This window comes from Vibrio aphrogenes, from assembly GCF_002157735.2.
GTDB classification, from domain to species: Bacteria; Pseudomonadota; Gammaproteobacteria; order Enterobacterales; family Vibrionaceae; genus Vibrio; species Vibrio aphrogenes.
In genome coordinates this window covers 1,402,139-1,418,443 of sequence record NZ_AP018689.1, presented here as the reverse complement: position 1 = coordinate 1,418,443, position 16,305 = coordinate 1,402,139, and the positions used below count along the sequence as shown (strand labels likewise).

Here is a 16,305-nt window from a genome sequence, read left to right as displayed (position 1 = left end):
TAAGAATTGGCACGCTTTGTGTATTGTAGATAACAACGGCACTAAAAATAGATTGCCATCACTTTATAGACTGCGATAACAGAAGGAACACAACATGGGTATTTTTTCACGTTTTGCCGATATCGTTAATTCAAATATCAGCTCATTATTGGATAAGGCGGAAGATCCTGAAAAGATGATTCGTTTGATCATCCAAGAAATGGAAGACACTTTAGTGGAAGTTCGCACGCATTCAGCAAAAGCTTTGGCTGATAATAAAGAGCTGGTTCGTCGTATTGAATTTCTTGAAGAGCATATTCATGAGTGGCAAGCCAAAGCATCACTGGCGATTCAAAAACAGCGTGAAGATCTGGCGCGCGCAGCTTTAATTGAAAAACAAAAACTGGAAGAACAATTAAAACACTTACGCACAGAAAAAACCTTATTGGATGAGTCAATTGAAAAATTGTCTAGTGAAGTTACGAAGCTGGAAACCAAAATTACGGAAACGCGCGCTAAGCAGCAATCGATTGTGATGCGCAAACAAACTGCGACTCACCGCCGTGATATCAAAAAGCAGTTGCATACTGGAAAAACTGAAGAAGCGATGTCGAAGTTTGCCCAATATGAGCGAAAAATTGATGAACTTGAAGCTGAAGCGGACAGTTATGATTTGGGCAATAAAGGCAAAGATCTCAACCAAGAATTTGCAGAGTTGCAAGCCGATGATGAAATTGAAAAAGAATTAGCCAAGCTTAAAAAAAGCCTGCAAGATAGTCATTAATTAAAAATTTAATAATAATTACAACGCTGAAGGTCAAGGTAACCGTATCAAGGTAGCTATCACAGCGTTGTAATGGGTAGGTTAGGAGCTGTTAATGAGTACTTTATTTGTCGCACCTTTAATTGTGTTCTTGATTTTTGTCGCGCCATTGTGGCTGCTGCTGCATTACCGTAGTAAACGTAAGGTAGCTCATGGATTATCCAATGAAGAACTTGAGCAACTTAAAACGTTAGCAGAGCGAGCAGAAAGCGTGCAACAGCGGGTCAAAACATTAGAGAAAATCCTTGATGTCGAATCACCGAATTGGAGAAATGAGCATGGCTAATGGGATGAATCGTAAAGCGCTGTACCGTGAACCGAAAAATGGCAAAATCGCCGGTGTCTGTGCTGGCTTAGGGCGCTATTTTTCCATGGAAGTCTGGTGGGTACGTATTATTGTGGTCTCCGCTTTCTTACTCGGCGGTGGTATTTTGATTGTTTTTGCCTATGTTGGCTTATGGCTAATGCTTGAGAAACGCCCAGATGATCTAGTGGCCGCTGACGAATTTGATTTTGACCACACGTTAAAAAGTAAGCCGTGGCAAACCGGACAACTACCATCGGAATTGTTGGCTGATTTGAATAAAGAATATTCACAAATAGAAACCAAAGTGCGCCAAATGGAAGCCTATGTCACTTCAGATGCGTATAAAGTGAATAAAGAATTTCGTCAGCTTTAATCATTAAGCTGACAAAAATGAATGAGAATGCCTCTGTATCAGTTATGCTGTACAGAGGTTTTTTTATATGAGATAGCAACATGAACGATACAACCTGTGGCTGGGCAATGAAGCATGACAATGAACGTGAGTATCATGATCAAGAATGGGGCGTGCCGGTCTTTGATGACACAATTTTATTTGAATTTATATGTTTAGAAGGCGCACAAGCGGGCCTCAGTTGGCGTACGATTTTAAATAAACGAGCGGGTTATCATGCTGCTTTTGAAGGATTTGATATCGCTACTTTAGCCCAATATCACGAAGATCGTGTGCCTTATATTATTGAAAATTTTGATGTAGTTAAGCACAAAGGCAAAATTGCCTCAGTCTTCTCTAATGCTAGGGCAGCACTAGCATTACAACAAGAGTTTGGTTCCTTACAAGCAGCATTGTGGCAATTTGTCGATGGCGTTCCTTTGCAACCGAAAAGACAATCGATGTCCGAGATTCCGACAACCAGTGCCCAAGCACAAGCTATGAGCAAGTTCTTAAAAAAACGCGGCTTTAAATTTATGGGCGAAACCATTTGTTATGCCTTTATGCAAGCGGTGGGGATGGTGAATGATCATGTTGTTGATTGTCCATGTTTTGAAAAGTGTTATTTACCCGTGAAATAGAAAAATAAAACGAATATCAGGTGAATCAATTGCTTCATAATTCTTTGGTACATAAATGGAAATCGATCTTACCGAGTTTGCTATTTGAATGTGTTGTTTGATTTTTGTTCATCTGTGTCAGTTTAAGGCTTTATCCTTGCAAAACTTATGGATATTAAAGTCACCGTTTTGTATTCTGAATTAAATGTTACTACATTGTTGTTATTGTATTTTATTGTTGGTTAGGTGACTGGACGTGATTAGGTGATTGAACACGAATAGCATAACAATAATAGATTTTTATTTTTTCAAAGGAGAGACGCAAAAAAGGTCATCGACGGTTTTAATTCCTGTTTTAAGACAACAATGCGATTGCGCTGTTTAAGTTGTTTGAACGCTTACCTATGACCTCGATCATTTCTTTTATCACGGTTATTTTGATCATTACGTTCTTTGTTACCTCCTCTGACTCGGGGTCTTTAGTGATTGACTCACTGGCTTCTGGTGGCGCACAACATACACCGGTATGGCAACGTACATTCTGGGTAGCAACGGAGGGGATTGTTGCTTCTGTATTGTTACTGGCTGGTGGTTTAGGTGCACTTCAAACCGCGAGTGTCGTGAGTGCCTTACCATTTGCGATCATTATGCTGATTGCTATGGTTGGCATGATTAAAGCTTTGCGTATTGAAGGACATCATGAAAGTAGTCAGCAACAATATATGCAGACTCAACAAACTACGTCAGGCCCGAGTGGTAAGGGAATGTGGAAAAAACGTCTGGCTAACTTAGTGGATTTCCCTGCTCGTAGTGATGTCGAGAAATTCATTAAGGTAACGGCGCTAGAGAGTATGCGGAAAGTAGAGCAAGAGCTTGAAGCACAAGAATGGCAAGCTGAAGTGACTTTCGATGAAGAGTTATGTCGTGCACACTTTGAGGTATTTAAAGAAGGGCAAGTTGAATTTATTTATGAGATTCGCTTGCGGGGTTATGAGATGCCAGAGTTTGCTTATGAAGGTGAAGAGCCAGAAGATGAATATTACTACCGCGCTGAAGTTTTCTTGCGTCGTGGTGGGCAGGCTTACGACGTGTATAACTATGAACAGCAAGATATCATCAATGATATTTTGAATCAGTTTGAACGTTATCTTCACTTTATTCATATTTCACCAGGTATCTTACCTTGGAATATGGAAGAGCATGATGATGATACTCCGCCAGAGCAACCATCTAACTAACCTCAGCTGCGGATAACTACACATAGCCTATAAAAAGAGTAAGCCTTATCAAGAAATTGGTAAGGCTTTTTTTATCGTTGAATCTGGCTTTTTGGTTCATTTAGTGTGGTGTTGACTTTTGAGCTTTTTGGGTTCATTATAACTTCAACAACACTAAATGAACCAATGTGGTTTCATCTATCGAAGGAGGATTTATGAATAATCCTAAAACTGTTGCTTATTTAAGAGTGTCACCTAAAGTGGCGGATATCGATCATCGAATTGAAGTAATGCAAGCGGCAAGTCAAGATGCCTTATTTGTTGAGCGTGGGGTACGTGGTAATGTGCCTTTAGAAGAAAGACCAGAATTTCAAAAAGCCTATGAGCATTTGCAAGCTGGAGATACTTTATTGATCTGGTGGATGACGGATTTCGGCTTAGGGTTTAAAGGCGCTTATGAGGTGATCGCTAAGTTGCTAGCTGATAATATTCATGTCAAAACCTATCATCAAGATTTATTATTTACACCTAATGATCCCCAAAGCGATGCTTTATTGCGTTTAATTAAGGGTTATGAGGAAGTGGAAACTCAACAACGGTTGATGGCGGCTGAATTAGGGCGCAGAAAATTAAGAACCAATCCTGAAGAATGGGAGTCCAAGTTTCAGGGGCGTCGCGCTAATCATGAAGTGCATCAAAAAATTGCCCATTTATTGGCAACCGATAAAACACTCCAAGCCATTGCTGACGAAACTGGCAGTAGCCTTTCCACCGTAAAACGAGTGAAAGCGAAATTACAATACCGTAAACAATGCCAAGATCAAGGGGGCATGAGGCCTCATCATGGTAAAGGTAAGCATGGTCATGGTCACAGAACACATGGCAAACAAGGTCAACATCGTCATGGAAAACCAATGACGGCACAACCTAATACACAAGAGAAGGAATAACCATGAAACCAAATCGTAAGCCAAAACACACTTGTGTAGTTGAAGTGTTTAAAGTGTCACCGACTATGCAACGTATTGTTCTACAAGGTGAAGATTTGAAGACACTACAAAAGTCGGATCTAGGTAACTACATTAAACTGATGTTCCATCCGCAAGGGCACACCAATATTGACTTATTGTCTGATAATGAGCGTCCACTGATGCGAACTTATACCATCAGTGAATTGGATATCGAGCTTGGTAAAATCAGCGTGGATTTCGTGATTCATGAGTCTTCACATGCAGTGAATCCTGAACAAGGTGGTTATGCCGTTAATTGGGCCATGGCGGCACAAGCTGGAGATGAAATTTATATTGGAGGCCCAGGGAAAAGCCAAGATATTGATTTTCATGCCGAGCAAGTCGTTTTGGTGGCGGATATGACGGCCATTCCAGCGATGAAAGCTAAGCTAGATACCTTGAATGATAGCGCGCAAGGCTATGTGGTAGTTCAAATAGCAACAGAAGCTGATAAGCCGGAATTAGCCTTACCTCAAGGTGTGCAACTTATTACGGTAGTGGGCACTGAGTCAGAGCAATTGGCTGACGCCGTTACCGCGCTTAAGGTGATTAACGTTGGCGAGAAAAACGACATAGCGATTTGGTGTGCTTGTGAGTTTTCCGCGATGAAGTCTATCCGTAATTACTTTACTGAGCATGACTGCGTGCAACGAGAAAAAAGCTATTTCAGTAGTTACTGGAAACAAGGTATCACAGAAGATGGGCATAAAGTGATCAAGCGAGAAGATGCGGAAAGCCTAACCCAGTAAAGTATTTGATTTAGAAATAAAAAGAGTGAAAGGCGAGTCAATCATAATGGCTCGCCTTATATTTTTTATTCGTTATGTTGATTCGTCTGTTAACCTTGCCAAGAAATCATTACCACACCGACTGTGATCAAGGCAACACCTAGCCAGTTCATAGCGCTCAAGTGTTCTCCTAATAATAACACCCCAAATATCGCCACTAAAATCACACTTAATTTGTCAACCGGTGCGACTTGAGAGACCTGTCCTAAGCTCATGGCACGGAAATAACAAAGCCAAGATGCTCCAGTAGCGAGTCCGGATAAAATAAGAAAAAGTAAGCCTTTAGATGAAATAGAGCTGATAGGTTGAAACTGTTTAGTAAAAAATGCGATGCCGCCTACCAACACTAAAATCACACAAGTACGGATAAAGGTTGCGAAATCGGAATTGATATTATTCACTCCGAGCTTAGTAAAAATGGCGGTCATGGCAGCAAACCCTGCCGATAACAAGGCCCAAAATAACCATGAAGTAGATGGCATAATCATCAATCCTTAAAGGGGAACTATAAAGGCATGATTATAACCTAATCCATTCATTAAATGAGAGTAATATTCATTTATATTATTGAAGTAAAAACAGAAAAGACCAAAATCAAGTGACCCTCAATAGTTGGATTCCAATTATTGAGGGTCACTTTCATAAGGTGCTAGTTGTTATGACCTTTTGACTAAGCCTTAGGTAAGCAAATGGTGTTAAGACTCAGATTGGTTATGACACACGGCATTATACGCTTGAAAGCCGCGCTTTAAATCTGCAATCAAGTCATCAACATTTTCTAAGCCAATATGAAGGCGTATTAATGTCCCTGAAAAATGTGGGTTAGAAATAGTACGCATATGGTCAAAACTGCTTGGTTCATTGGCTAAAATTAAACTCTCATAGCCTCCCCAAGAATACCCCATGCTAAAGTGTTCAACGGTATCAAGAAGCGCTGTGGTAGCTTGTTTTTTTGTGGTTTTTAAGACAAAAGAGAACAAGCCATTTGCCCCTTTAAAATCACGGACAAAATACTCATGGCCCGGGCAAGAGGCAAGGGCTGGGTGACGAACATGATCGACTTCAGGTCTAGTTGCGAGCCATTTCGCAATCGCAATGCTATTTTGCTCATGTTGTTTTAAGCGGACGCCTAAGGTACGTAAGCCTCGTAAAGCGGTATAGGCATCATCCGGTGAGACACATTGACCTAATAAATAGCTCTGTTCGCGTAATTGAGGCCAATATTTTTCGTTGGCAACCGCCGTGCCGAGCATGACATCAGAGTGCCCCACGATGTATTTGGTCGCCGCTTGAATAGAGATATCCACGCCGTGCTCAAAAGGAGAAAAGTTCACCCCTGCGCCCCAAGTATTGTCGAGCATAACAATAATATCTTGTTCATGAGCAATGCGAGCTAAGGTCGGAACATCTTGTACTTCCATCGTGTAAGAACCAGGAGATTCCGTAAATAAAATTTTGGTATTGGGGCGGATCAATTCACGGATCCCTTCACCAATGGTGGGCTCATAATAGGTTGTTTCGATCCCCATTTTCTTCAAAATGATATTACAAAAATCACGAGTTGGTTCATAGCAACTATCGACCATTAATACATGATCGCCTTGTTCGACAAACGAGAGGATAGCGTTGGTAATCGCCGCCGCACCACAAGGGTAGAGCGCACAACCTGCACCACCTTCGATTTGCGTCATTGCTTCTTGAAAAGCAAAATGAGTTTCTGTTCCTCGGCGACCATAAAATAAGGTGTGACCTTGACGCTTCATGGTCGCTTCATTTTTCTCAGCGACAGTATCAAAAACAATCGTAGAAGCACGTTGTACAGGTGGGTTAACCACACCGTGTGTCCATTTTTTATTGCGTCCTGCGGTGACGAGTTTGGTTTCGAATTTTTTTGACATTGTATATCCTTATATTGATAGCAACGTGTGTGATGAGATTAAAGCAAGGGATTAAATAAGTAGAAAATCCGCTCTAACATGCGATGGCCAAAAGTACGTTGCTTCCATCTTTCGTGTGAGATAGGGGTGGATTGTTGCAAATAATTTTCTTGAACCCAATACAGTTCTTTAGTGAATTCATAGTCATCAACGGCTAATGTTAATTCAAAATTGAGCCATAAGCTTCTCATATCTAAGTTAACACTGCCAACCAGACAATATTGTTGGTCAATCACGACCGACTTAGTATGCAGTAACCCCGCATCAAACTCATAAATTTTTACCCCGGCTTCCATGAGTTCACTAAAGTAGGATTTAGACGCCCAACTCACTAACAAGGAATCGTTTTTCTTGGGGATGATCAGTTCAACCACCACACCACGTTGTGCGGTCATTTTAATCACTTGGATTAGAGTATCGCTCGGCACAAAATAAGGGGTTGTGATACGAACCGACTTTTTAGCTTGGTTAATGGCCAATGACAGCACTTGCTGAATTAGGTTTTCTGGCATCCCTGGCCCAGACGGGACAACTTGGATAGGATGCAATGCGCCGTTATTCTCAAGAGCGCAGACAGGGAAGGTAGGTAGCTCACGTATTCCCGTTTCCACTTCCCAATCCCAAGCATGAATGGCTGCCAATACATTGACGGTAGGGCCGGTCATTCTCACCATAATATCAATCCATTCACCCACGCCAGCATCTTTTTTAAAGAATTCAGGATCGACCATATTCATTGAGCCGGTATAGCCGACTTCGTCATCAATGGTAATGATTTTACGATGCAAGCGTAGATCTAAGCGACGGAAGAACATTCGAAATGCATTCACTTCCAAAGCTTGACGGATATCGATCCCAGCCTTGAGCATCAATTTATACCAATGGCTACGGAAAAATTTGGGACTTCCGGCTGAGTCGATCAAGATGCGTACGTTTACGCCTCGCTTGGCCGCTTGGATGAGTGCCGAGTTGATGGCATCAATTAATCCTCCATTTTGCCAAATATAAAACTCCATACGAATAGTATGCTGAGCATCTTCAATATCATGGATGATCGAACGTAAGATTTTATCGGGTGTGTCTTGTAGCGACAAACTATTACCGCAAAGTGCAGGAATAGCGGTGCGGTTAGTGCATAGATCATGGATCTGCGCCAATTGTAAATTAAGTAAATTCGGCTGGTGGGCTTGGCATTCGTGCAATTGAGTGAACCATTCACCATAAGGGGTAAACATATTTTTAGAGCGTTCAGCACGCGTGCGACCTAAATTCAGTTCACCGAATAAAAGGTAAAATAACACGCCCACAAAAGGAATGATGTAAATGATCATTAACCAAGCAAGCGACACACTTACCGCGCGGCGTTTGAATACGACACGGATAGTGACAATCGCGACTAATAGCCAGTAACTAATTACGCCAGCTAACGCTAAGATTTGATAAAACTTTTCCATCTATTCCTTTGACACCACTGCTTAATAGAGCCCGATACTATCACTGTTTGATGTGAAGTTTGCATCTTAATCTGCCGGGGGCAATTATAGAAGATATGACCTCTTGAAGTTGCTTACTTGGTCAAAAGAAAGGATGAAATCATCTTTAAATTTCATTTAGCTATTTCTTCTATAAAACCGCCTTAAAAAATTAATTATTCACTGGTTATTTCACTGGCCTATCTGTTTTTAACTCACTTTGCAGTGAAAATTTGAGTTTTATTCTAATTTTTCTTTCAACTGATTCTATAAGCTGCTTTAATTGCAACCCCTTTTGATAAATTAAAACTTTATAGGTGTACGTATTTTTTTACATATACGTAAATCTTTTTGTAATGGAAAATAAAATGGCAGCAGGATCACGGGCACAATTTAGCTCTCGACTTGGATTTATTATGGCAGCGGCGGGTTCCGCTGTGGGTTTAGGTAATGTATGGGGGTTTCCAACACAAGCCGCCAGTAATGGTGGGGCAGTTTTTTTACTGGTTTATTTGTTTATGGTGGTGGTTCTAGCGCTCCCTATGTTGATTGCTGAATTGACGATAGGGCGTTATGGTCAAGCCAACCCGTTGCGCTCCGTAACTCGTATTTGGCCTAAGCAAAGTCGCCTTCCTGTTGGTTTTGGAGTTTTGGGTTTATTAACGGCTTTAATGATATTGAGCTTTTACTCTATTTTAGCTGGCTGGTTAGTCGGTTATTTAGTGAGCCCTATTTTAGAGTTGTTAGGCATGTCAGCGACCGCACATTGGTTAGAGCAGTTTAGTACTGAGCGTAACCTATTGTTAGCCTTTCTCTTTATTGCGATAACGATGAAAGTGGTGATGGGAGGAGTAACCGCCGGAATAGAGCGTTGGTCATCACGATTGATGCCGATTTTAGTGGCATTATTTGTCGTCATGATTGGTTATATTTTGACGCAAGATGGCGCAATGGAAGGGTTAAAAATGTATCTTGTACCTGACTTGTCGCATTTTAATGCTGATTTAATCGTCGGTGCAATGGGGCAAGCTTTTTTCTCATTATCGCTTGGGGTAACGGTGATGATCGTATATGGCTCGTACTTACCTAAACATGTCAACATTCCTAAAACAGCCGCTCAAGTTGCAATGATCGATACTGGGATTGCATTCGGAGCCGGCTTACTTATTTTACCAGCGATGTTTGTTGCACAAAAAAATGGTGTTTCCATTTACAGTGAGACTGGGCAGTTGCTTAATTCCGATACGCTGGTCTTTACGGTATTACCTGCAATGTTCGATACTATGGGCAGCATTGGTATTGTAGTCAGTATTTTATTTTTCGCTTTGATGCTAATTGCCGCATTAACCTCATCGATCTCAATGTTAGAAGTTCCAGTGTCTTGCTCGATTGAAGAGTTAGGACTGTCGCGTAATAAAGCCGTTTGGTGGATAGGTGGGCTAGCTTTAGTGATGGCCGCCGCCATTGTGTATCATTTTGAGACATTATTTGGCTTAGTGATCACTATTTCAACGGTGTATTTACAGCCATTACTCGGTTTAGTATGGGCAATCTGTGCTGGCTGGGTTTGGAGTCGCGCGAAATTATTAGAAGAGTTACAACAAGGTCATCCTGAGATTGAAAACAGCCTATTTTGGCGTTGCTGGCCAAACTATTTACGCTATGTTTGTCCAATTTTAATGGCGATGGTGTTCTGGGTGACTATTTAAACATGAAACAGTGACGATAAAGCGTTAAGAATCAAGTGCCCTGAAGTGAACCCCATAAAGTTGGTCATTTCTGTTATGCGGCTTCTAAGGCCTGATTTCGGTATTCTACCGGAGTCAGGTTTTTTTGTTTTGCCTTCATCTGTTTGATATTGGAGTTTTTAAATAACATTTAAAAAATCACCTGATTTTTAATACAAACATAGTACTTTTCTTATTTATATATTTGCTACTTTGGATTGCTCGTATTCATGTTATTTATAATAGGTGCAAGGAAGTATCGTGTTCCACTTATTCCTCTGGTTCATTTTAGGGTTTTATGTCGTTTGTGTGTGCCGTGTGTATGCATCACCAATTGTTAACCCATCTATTCAAGATGAATTACAACAACAACAGGCGGAACGTTTAAAGCAAATTGAGCAATCTCAGAAGCAGCTACAAAACCTCACGCCATTGCCTCAAATACCCGGTACCTCTCCGATCACAGAAGATGGGCAATGTTTTGATATAAGGGAAATTACTTTTCAAGGCAATGAGGTTATCTCTTCTGAAACACTTCATCAAAAAGTGGCGCACTATAAAGGTCAATGCTTAGGCTTATCGGGCATTAATCGCATTTTACATGACATCAGTAATTTTTATATTCAAAAAGGCTATGTCACCTCAAGGGCATTACTGATCCCGCAAGATTTGTCTCAGGGCACATTAGTGATCCAAATCTTGGAAGGTAAACTAGAAAATATATTACTCAACCATCAGCCTCATTGGTTTGGTAGTGCTTTTCCTTATGCGCAAAATCGAATTTTAAACTTAAGAGATATTGAGCAAGGGTTAGATCAAATCAACCGACTTGCTCGATATAACGCCACCATTGAATTACTGCCCGGCACCCAACCGGGATACACCATTTTAAACATCAAAACCGTTGATCAAGGTTGGCTAAGTGGATCATTGGGTTTTAACAACGGTGGACAGAAAAATACCGGTGAAACCCAGCTTTCTACTAATGCCTCGTTAGATGATATTTTCGGTCTTCTGGATAATTGGTCTATTTCAGGCAGCAAAAGCAGCGAATTCTCCAGCTATTACGACTCACAAAATGCGCGTTTAGCCGTGTCTATACCCAATGGCTACCGCACTTTTTCTTATTCCTATTCTTACAGCGATTATTTAAACACGATATCGAGTAATAACTTTAGCTTTGAGTCGACAGGCAATACCAGCACTCATGATGCGGCGCTTGATTGGATGCTGTTTCGTGATGATAAGCAAAAAATCGCGCAAAATGTTCCGGCATCGGAAGGCGGTAATGCTGTTGAAAATACAATTGGTAGTTTATTTAATGAGTTAAGTTATATCACAGGAGGCCTCACACCTAGCGATGCAACAGATGGGGGGATAATCGCTCAGCTTCCTGTGTTGTTGGGTGGTGACGATATTGTAAATAAAGTGCTTCAGGTTGGTACTAAGGATGCGCTGAAAAATAAAAACATGGATGATTATGTTGCTATTGAGGAAAGCAGTTATTACTTAGAAGCATCAGAGCAGACTCAAAATGAATTAAAAGGTAAAGGCCTGTATATCAGTAAAGCTCCGATAATAGTTCAAGAAGGTACGGCAACTTTTCAAAATGGTACCAATGGTATGATGAATAGTGAAGCCGATGCGATTAAAAATGTAATGAGCCAAACGCATAATTATGGCTTAAATGATATCAACGTATTATTTAACCTTAATTACAACCCGACACATGGATTTATAGCGGATGGGTTAGAATCTGGCGTCGATAAATTAGGCTTAACCACAGGAATTGCCAAACAAACCGGTGAGTTTATTCGTGATACCACCACCGCTCGAGGCAAAGAAGGTTCAAACTTTGCCAATCACTCACAAGGAAACTTATTAACACTGCAAGGCTTAGGTTATATCAATAATAAAGGCACTTACGATCAAGGTGGTTTTCAAGATACTAAGTACTTTGGAGGTAACATTCCAACAGTTGCTGGCTTTGGCTCACCAGTAAATACAGAAACAATGGATACTCGTGTAAAAAAAGAAGTTGAATTTGAATTTAAAGGTAATGTGACCAATGCAGGCGATTTTGTTGGGGAAGTATTAGGTAACAATGTCGGGGTGAATAAAGTTCGAGAACAGGGCGTGTTCGAAAATATATTTAGTCTTGATACCTATAAAAACTTAGGTTTACTTTTTACCGAAGGATCCCCTCATAGCAGTTACCGCTGTAGTGATAACCCTAACGCCGTGTGTGGAGCAAGACCATAATGAGGTTTTTCATGAATAAAATATTCATACTTGTCATCACCGCTTTTTTATTGGGTTGTGGTTCATCCGTTAAAATTATTAACCTAACGGATACAAATTTGCAGGTATTAGAGAATCCTTATGTGGTGTTAGATACACCAACGCCACGATTAAATTGGAGATTGTATAACGATACCGAATGGAGGTTGGCACATCAAGGTACTAAATCTGAAAACCCGCTAAGTCAATCTTTGTATTTAAGTCATAAAGATCCGCAAATAGGCGGTTTTAATGTCAGGACTGCCAATGTCGATGGTAAGATTTATGGTAAATTAGAATATAAAAATCTTAAAGGATTTCCTGACCAATTTGTTGAAGATGGCAAGAAAATAATTGATGGTTTTGGTGAGAAGAACATTAGTTATTACCTTGTTTCAAAGGTGTATGTAGATGGCATTCGTTGCGATTTCAGTCGAAGACTTCAAGGGTTTGGTGGCAGTTATGCTCCTTTTGGTTCTTTTGATACCTATATCATGTGTGACTATGCATTAATCGGCCAGCCAAATAACCAATATCGTGATTTTTCTTTTAGATATTCAATTTCTACCACGGCAAAAGATACCCCAGAAGCTGCGGCTCAGCGACGTCAGCTTGCAGATGAAACGGCACTGCGCATGATAAATAGTGTTCACTTAAAAAATGTTGATATTGAGCGAATGAAAGCACTTGGTTTATATGATGCAAGTCAAAAATTCAGTTTAGATCCACAAGAAGCGGTGATATGGGAAGAGGGTGTAGGGGTGTCCATAAGAGATAAAGGTGTTGATAGATTATATGTTCCTTATGAAACCATTATAAAAGAAAGACAAGCACGCAAAGATGCGGCAATAGAAGTGTGGGATAGAAAAGAAAAAGCTCGCAAAGAAGCAGTAATGAAAGACTTGGGTGAACAATAAAAAGTGATATTAAAAGTATATTAACTAGTGGTAGTTACACAGAATCTGTTACTGCCACCCAAGTCGCGATCAGATCGTTTGTCGAGAACTATCAATCGCAAGGACTTGGGCATGATTAATTTAGAAGCTATTTACACTGATGTCGATGATTTTTGTTTACTCTTTAATTCCTTAATGGGAAGCCCACTTAATTGAATCAGGGCTTAAGCAACGAAGAAGGCCTTCTAAATTAAGCGAAAGCGAAGTGATGACGATTGTCATCGCTTTTCATCAGTCTGGATACCGTGATTTCAAAACTTTCTATGTAAATTATATCAAGATATGTTCAGCGTTGGTCTTTTATTGATGCTTGCTATTGGGTTTTATCGCTATATAACCTAACGGTACTTCTGATTTTACTTTCTTTCCAGAGCGCCTCATTATTCATCTTGATACACGATTGGTAAAATATTTTTTTGAGCTAGTTCAACAATTTATATTTTTGAGCTTACAAGTGTTTCGCTTTTTATTCTGAGTAGGATACTATGCGCCAAATTGAAGCACTGTGTACGCTTAACTGGAAAATATTATGTCCCTTGATGCTTTTCATCTTTTGCATTTATTAAATACTCAAGCAATGCAACGTTCTAATGATGTTGCCTTGGAAGGGTTTGAAACCCCAGCGCCATGGCATTCCGTGACTTGGAGCCAATTACAGCAGCAGACAAATACGCTTGCGAAATTTTTAATTGAACACAATCTTGGCGTGCAAGATAAGTGTGCGATTCTTTCTCAAAATTGCCCACAATGGACGTGCGCCGATATCGCCATTTTAAAAGCGCGCGCGGTTGTGGTACCGATCTACCCAACGAGTACCAAAGAACAAGCCGAATTCATATTAAATGACGCACAAGTGTCCGTGCTGTTTGTGGATTCTAACGAACAATACCAAATGGCGTGTCAGTTGCTGCAGCACGTACCTTCCATTCAAACCATAGTGGTGTTTGATTCGTCTGTGACGCTGTTGGAGGATTCACAACATTATCATTTTGATGAGGTGTTAAAAGGCCAGTTTACAATGAGCCTGCATACACAAACTGAATGTGACCAACGTATTGAGCAGGCTAATTTGGATGATTTGGTGACCTTAATTTATACCTCTGGCACGACAGGTGATCCTAAAGGTGTCATGTTGGATTATCGTAATTTTGCCTCAACCATTGCTCAACATGATCAAGTCATTGATTTTGGAAAAGATGATGTGTCTTTGGCATTTTTACCGTTAAGCCATGTATTTGAGCGTAGTTGGACATTTTATGTGCTTTGTCGTGGGGGTAAAAATGTGTATTTGCGAGACACCGATCGTGTGAAGCAAGCCATTACTGCGGTGAAGCCTCATGCATTATGTGTTGTGCCTCGCTTCCTTGAAAAAGTCTATAGTGCGATTCAAGACCGTGTCAATCGTGACAGCAAAGCGAAACAAGCGATTTTCCAATGGGCTTTATCGGTTGGTAAACAGCAATTTGAGTGCCAACAATCCAAACGAGCTCCTTCAACGTGGTTGTCTTGGCAATACCATATTGCAAACAAATTGGTCTTTTCTAAATTGCAGTCAGCATTAGGTGGTCGTCTTAAATTTATGCCTTGTGGTGGTGCCGCTTTGGATGGCAAAGTCGCAGGATTTTTTCACGCGATAAATGTGCCTATCTTGTGTGGCTACGGCATGACAGAAACCACTGCAACAGTAACTTGTAATACGATCGGAAACCGCGTCACTGGCTCTAATGGTCAAACCTTGCCGAATACTGAAATTAAATTGGGCAAAGATAATGAAATTTTGATCCGTGGTGCGACAGTGATGCGTGGTTATTATAATCGCCCAGAGGAAACACAAGCGAATTTTGAAGATGGTTGGTTGAAAACCGGGGATGCAGGGCAGTTTGATGAGCAAGGTAATCTGTATATTACCGACCGTATCAAAGAGTTAATGAAAACCTCCAATGGTAAATACATTGCACCGCAACGAGTGGAAGGTAAGGTGGGATGTTGCCCGTTCATTGAACAAGTGGCGATTGTGGCAGATGCAAGAAATTATGTGACGGCTCTGATTGTGCCTGCGTTTGAAATGTTAGAGCAATGGGCAAAAGAAAAAGGGATCCAAGTTGAATCACCACTAGAATTGTTGCGTCATTCTCACGTTGTTGAGCATTTCGAACAAAGACTGAAAGAGTTACAAATAGAATTAGCCAGTTTTGAGCAGATCAAAAAATTCACGCTTTTACCCGCGGCTTTTTCGATTGAAGCTGGCTTAATTACACCAACCTTAAAGTTACGTCGTAAGAATATTTATCAGATGTATGATAAAGAAATTCAAGCGATGTACGGTGCTTAATTTTAATTCTATAAAAAATCAGTAAGTTAATTAAAGGGGAGATGAAAATGTTCATTTCCCCTTTTAAAATTGTTTGCGTTGAAAATAAAGAGTGTGTTATTTTCCGCCACAATCTCAAGGTCAACTTAAATGATTAAGTTGGTTTTTGCCTTAGGGGGATACGCGTAAGGACATTCAGGCTGATTGTGCCATTACGTATGAGTAGGTACTGCTAACACCAAGTTATCAGTAGACGGGAATCGATGCGAACTAACGCATTGTAATAGGAAGCCCAACATTGAACACATTAACTCAGATTTTAAAAATCAGCTTTACACATCTTCAGCGCTCGATCGTCACTTTTTTACGCACGATGACGCTATCTCATTTATCGAACCTTACGAGTTACGTGAGTGCTCCGTTAAGTCGTCGTACTTCCAGTATTACAGAACCCTGAGTTCTACATTTAGACACTTTGCAATGATTT

The 16,305-nt window shown here is 40.5% G+C and carries 14 protein-coding genes; 11 read left to right on the top strand and 3 right to left on the bottom strand.

Going from position 1 to position 16,305, the window contains the following annotated elements; translation table 11 throughout:
• The first annotated feature begins 94 nt into the window (after positions 1–94).
• The 7 genes from pspA (at position 95) to VCA1004_RS06395 (ending at position 5,096) form a co-directional block, all read left to right on the top strand.
• Positions 95–763, top strand: coding sequence for a phage shock protein PspA (pspA, locus tag VCA1004_RS06425; RefSeq protein WP_086984078.1), 669 nt, complete (start codon positions 95–97; stop codon positions 761–763).
• A 94-nt stretch (positions 764–857) separates the two neighbouring features.
• On the top strand, positions 858–1,088 hold the full coding sequence (gene pspB / locus VCA1004_RS06420) for an envelope stress response membrane protein PspB (protein WP_086984081.1): 231 nt from the start codon (positions 858–860) through the stop codon (positions 1,086–1,088).
• Positions 1,089–1,092: 4 nt separating this feature from the next.
• A complete protein-coding gene (pspC, locus tag VCA1004_RS06415) occupies positions 1,093–1,482 on the top strand; it encodes an envelope stress response membrane protein PspC (protein ID WP_086984659.1) in 390 nt (129 codons plus the stop codon).
• A gap of 80 nt (positions 1,483–1,562) precedes the next feature.
• Complete coding sequence (locus VCA1004_RS06410; protein WP_086984085.1) at positions 1,563–2,141, top strand: DNA-3-methyladenine glycosylase I; 579 nt, start codon at positions 1,563–1,565, stop codon at positions 2,139–2,141.
• Positions 2,142–2,491: 350 nt separating this feature from the next.
• Positions 2,492–3,358 (top strand): BCCT family transporter, encoded by an 867-nt coding sequence (locus VCA1004_RS06405; protein WP_331813066.1) that lies wholly within the window; start codon positions 2,492–2,494, stop codon positions 3,356–3,358.
• A 194-nt stretch (positions 3,359–3,552) separates the two neighbouring features.
• Positions 3,553–4,287, top strand: coding sequence for a recombinase family protein (locus VCA1004_RS06400; protein WP_086984089.1), 735 nt, complete (start codon positions 3,553–3,555; stop codon positions 4,285–4,287).
• Positions 4,288–4,289: 2 nt separating this feature from the next.
• Positions 4,290–5,096 carry a siderophore-interacting protein gene (locus VCA1004_RS06395; protein ID WP_086984093.1) on the top strand — a complete coding sequence of 269 codons (807 nt, stop codon included), beginning with the start codon at positions 4,290–4,292 and terminating at the stop codon, positions 5,094–5,096.
• Between the two features lie 89 nt (positions 5,097–5,185).
• Here VCA1004_RS06395 and VCA1004_RS06390 read toward each other — a convergent pair whose 3' ends face one another.
• From VCA1004_RS06390 to cls, 3 genes are all read right to left on the bottom strand, one after another.
• Positions 5,186–5,617: an EamA family transporter gene (locus VCA1004_RS06390; protein WP_086984096.1), complete on the bottom strand. Its 432-nt coding sequence runs from the start codon at positions 5,615–5,617 to the stop codon at positions 5,186–5,188.
• Positions 5,618–5,830: 213 nt separating this feature from the next.
• Positions 5,831–7,033, bottom strand: coding sequence for a cystathionine beta-lyase (locus VCA1004_RS06385; RefSeq protein ID WP_086984099.1), 1,203 nt, complete (start codon positions 7,031–7,033; stop codon positions 5,831–5,833).
• A gap of 38 nt (positions 7,034–7,071) precedes the next feature.
• Positions 7,072–8,526 (bottom strand): cardiolipin synthase, encoded by a 1,455-nt coding sequence (cls, locus tag VCA1004_RS06380; RefSeq protein ID WP_086984102.1) that lies wholly within the window; start codon positions 8,524–8,526, stop codon positions 7,072–7,074.
• Between the two features lie 386 nt (positions 8,527–8,912).
• Between cls and VCA1004_RS06375 the strand changes: the two genes are divergently transcribed.
• From VCA1004_RS06375 to VCA1004_RS06355, 4 genes are all read left to right on the top strand, one after another.
• Positions 8,913–10,253 (top strand): sodium-dependent transporter, encoded by a 1,341-nt coding sequence (locus VCA1004_RS06375; RefSeq protein ID WP_086984105.1) that lies wholly within the window; start codon positions 8,913–8,915, stop codon positions 10,251–10,253.
• Positions 10,254–10,532: 279 nt separating this feature from the next.
• Positions 10,533–12,533 (top strand): ShlB/FhaC/HecB family hemolysin secretion/activation protein, encoded by a 2,001-nt coding sequence (locus VCA1004_RS06370; protein ID WP_164520836.1) that lies wholly within the window; start codon positions 10,533–10,535, stop codon positions 12,531–12,533.
• An 11-nt stretch (positions 12,534–12,544) separates the two neighbouring features.
• Positions 12,545–13,468 (top strand): hypothetical protein, encoded by a 924-nt coding sequence (locus VCA1004_RS06365; protein WP_086984111.1) that lies wholly within the window; start codon positions 12,545–12,547, stop codon positions 13,466–13,468.
• A gap of 565 nt (positions 13,469–14,033) precedes the next feature.
• On the top strand, positions 14,034–15,839 hold the full coding sequence (locus VCA1004_RS06355) for an AMP-dependent synthetase/ligase (RefSeq protein WP_197715831.1): 1,806 nt from the start codon (positions 14,034–14,036) through the stop codon (positions 15,837–15,839).
• Positions 15,840–16,305: the final 466 nt, after the last annotated feature.

Bases quoted from the DNA above. Each gene is read 5' to 3' on its own strand.
- pspA (WP_086984078.1), top strand. From the start codon at position 95: ATGGGTATTTTTTCACGTTTTGCCGATATCGTTAATTCAAATATCAGC.
- pspB (WP_086984081.1), top strand. From the start codon at position 858: ATGAGTACTTTATTTGTCGCACCTTTAATTGTGTTCTTGATTTTTGTC.
- pspC (WP_086984659.1), top strand. From the start codon at position 1,093: ATGAATCGTAAAGCGCTGTACCGTGAACCGAAAAATGGCAAAATCGCC.
- VCA1004_RS06410 (WP_086984085.1), top strand. From the start codon at position 1,563: ATGAACGATACAACCTGTGGCTGGGCAATGAAGCATGACAATGAACGT.
- VCA1004_RS06400 (WP_086984089.1), top strand. From the start codon at position 3,553: ATGAATAATCCTAAAACTGTTGCTTATTTAAGAGTGTCACCTAAAGTG.
- VCA1004_RS06395 (WP_086984093.1), top strand. From the start codon at position 4,290: ATGAAACCAAATCGTAAGCCAAAACACACTTGTGTAGTTGAAGTGTTT.
- VCA1004_RS06390 (WP_086984096.1), bottom strand. From the start codon at position 5,617: ATGCCATCTACTTCATGGTTATTTTGGGCCTTGTTATCGGCAGGGTTT.
- VCA1004_RS06385 (WP_086984099.1), bottom strand. From the start codon at position 7,033: ATGTCAAAAAAATTCGAAACCAAACTCGTCACCGCAGGACGCAATAAA.
- cls (WP_086984102.1), bottom strand. From the start codon at position 8,526: ATGGAAAAGTTTTATCAAATCTTAGCGTTAGCTGGCGTAATTAGTTAC.
- VCA1004_RS06375 (WP_086984105.1), top strand. From the start codon at position 8,913: ATGGCAGCAGGATCACGGGCACAATTTAGCTCTCGACTTGGATTTATT.
- VCA1004_RS06365 (WP_086984111.1), top strand. From the start codon at position 12,545: ATGAATAAAATATTCATACTTGTCATCACCGCTTTTTTATTGGGTTGT.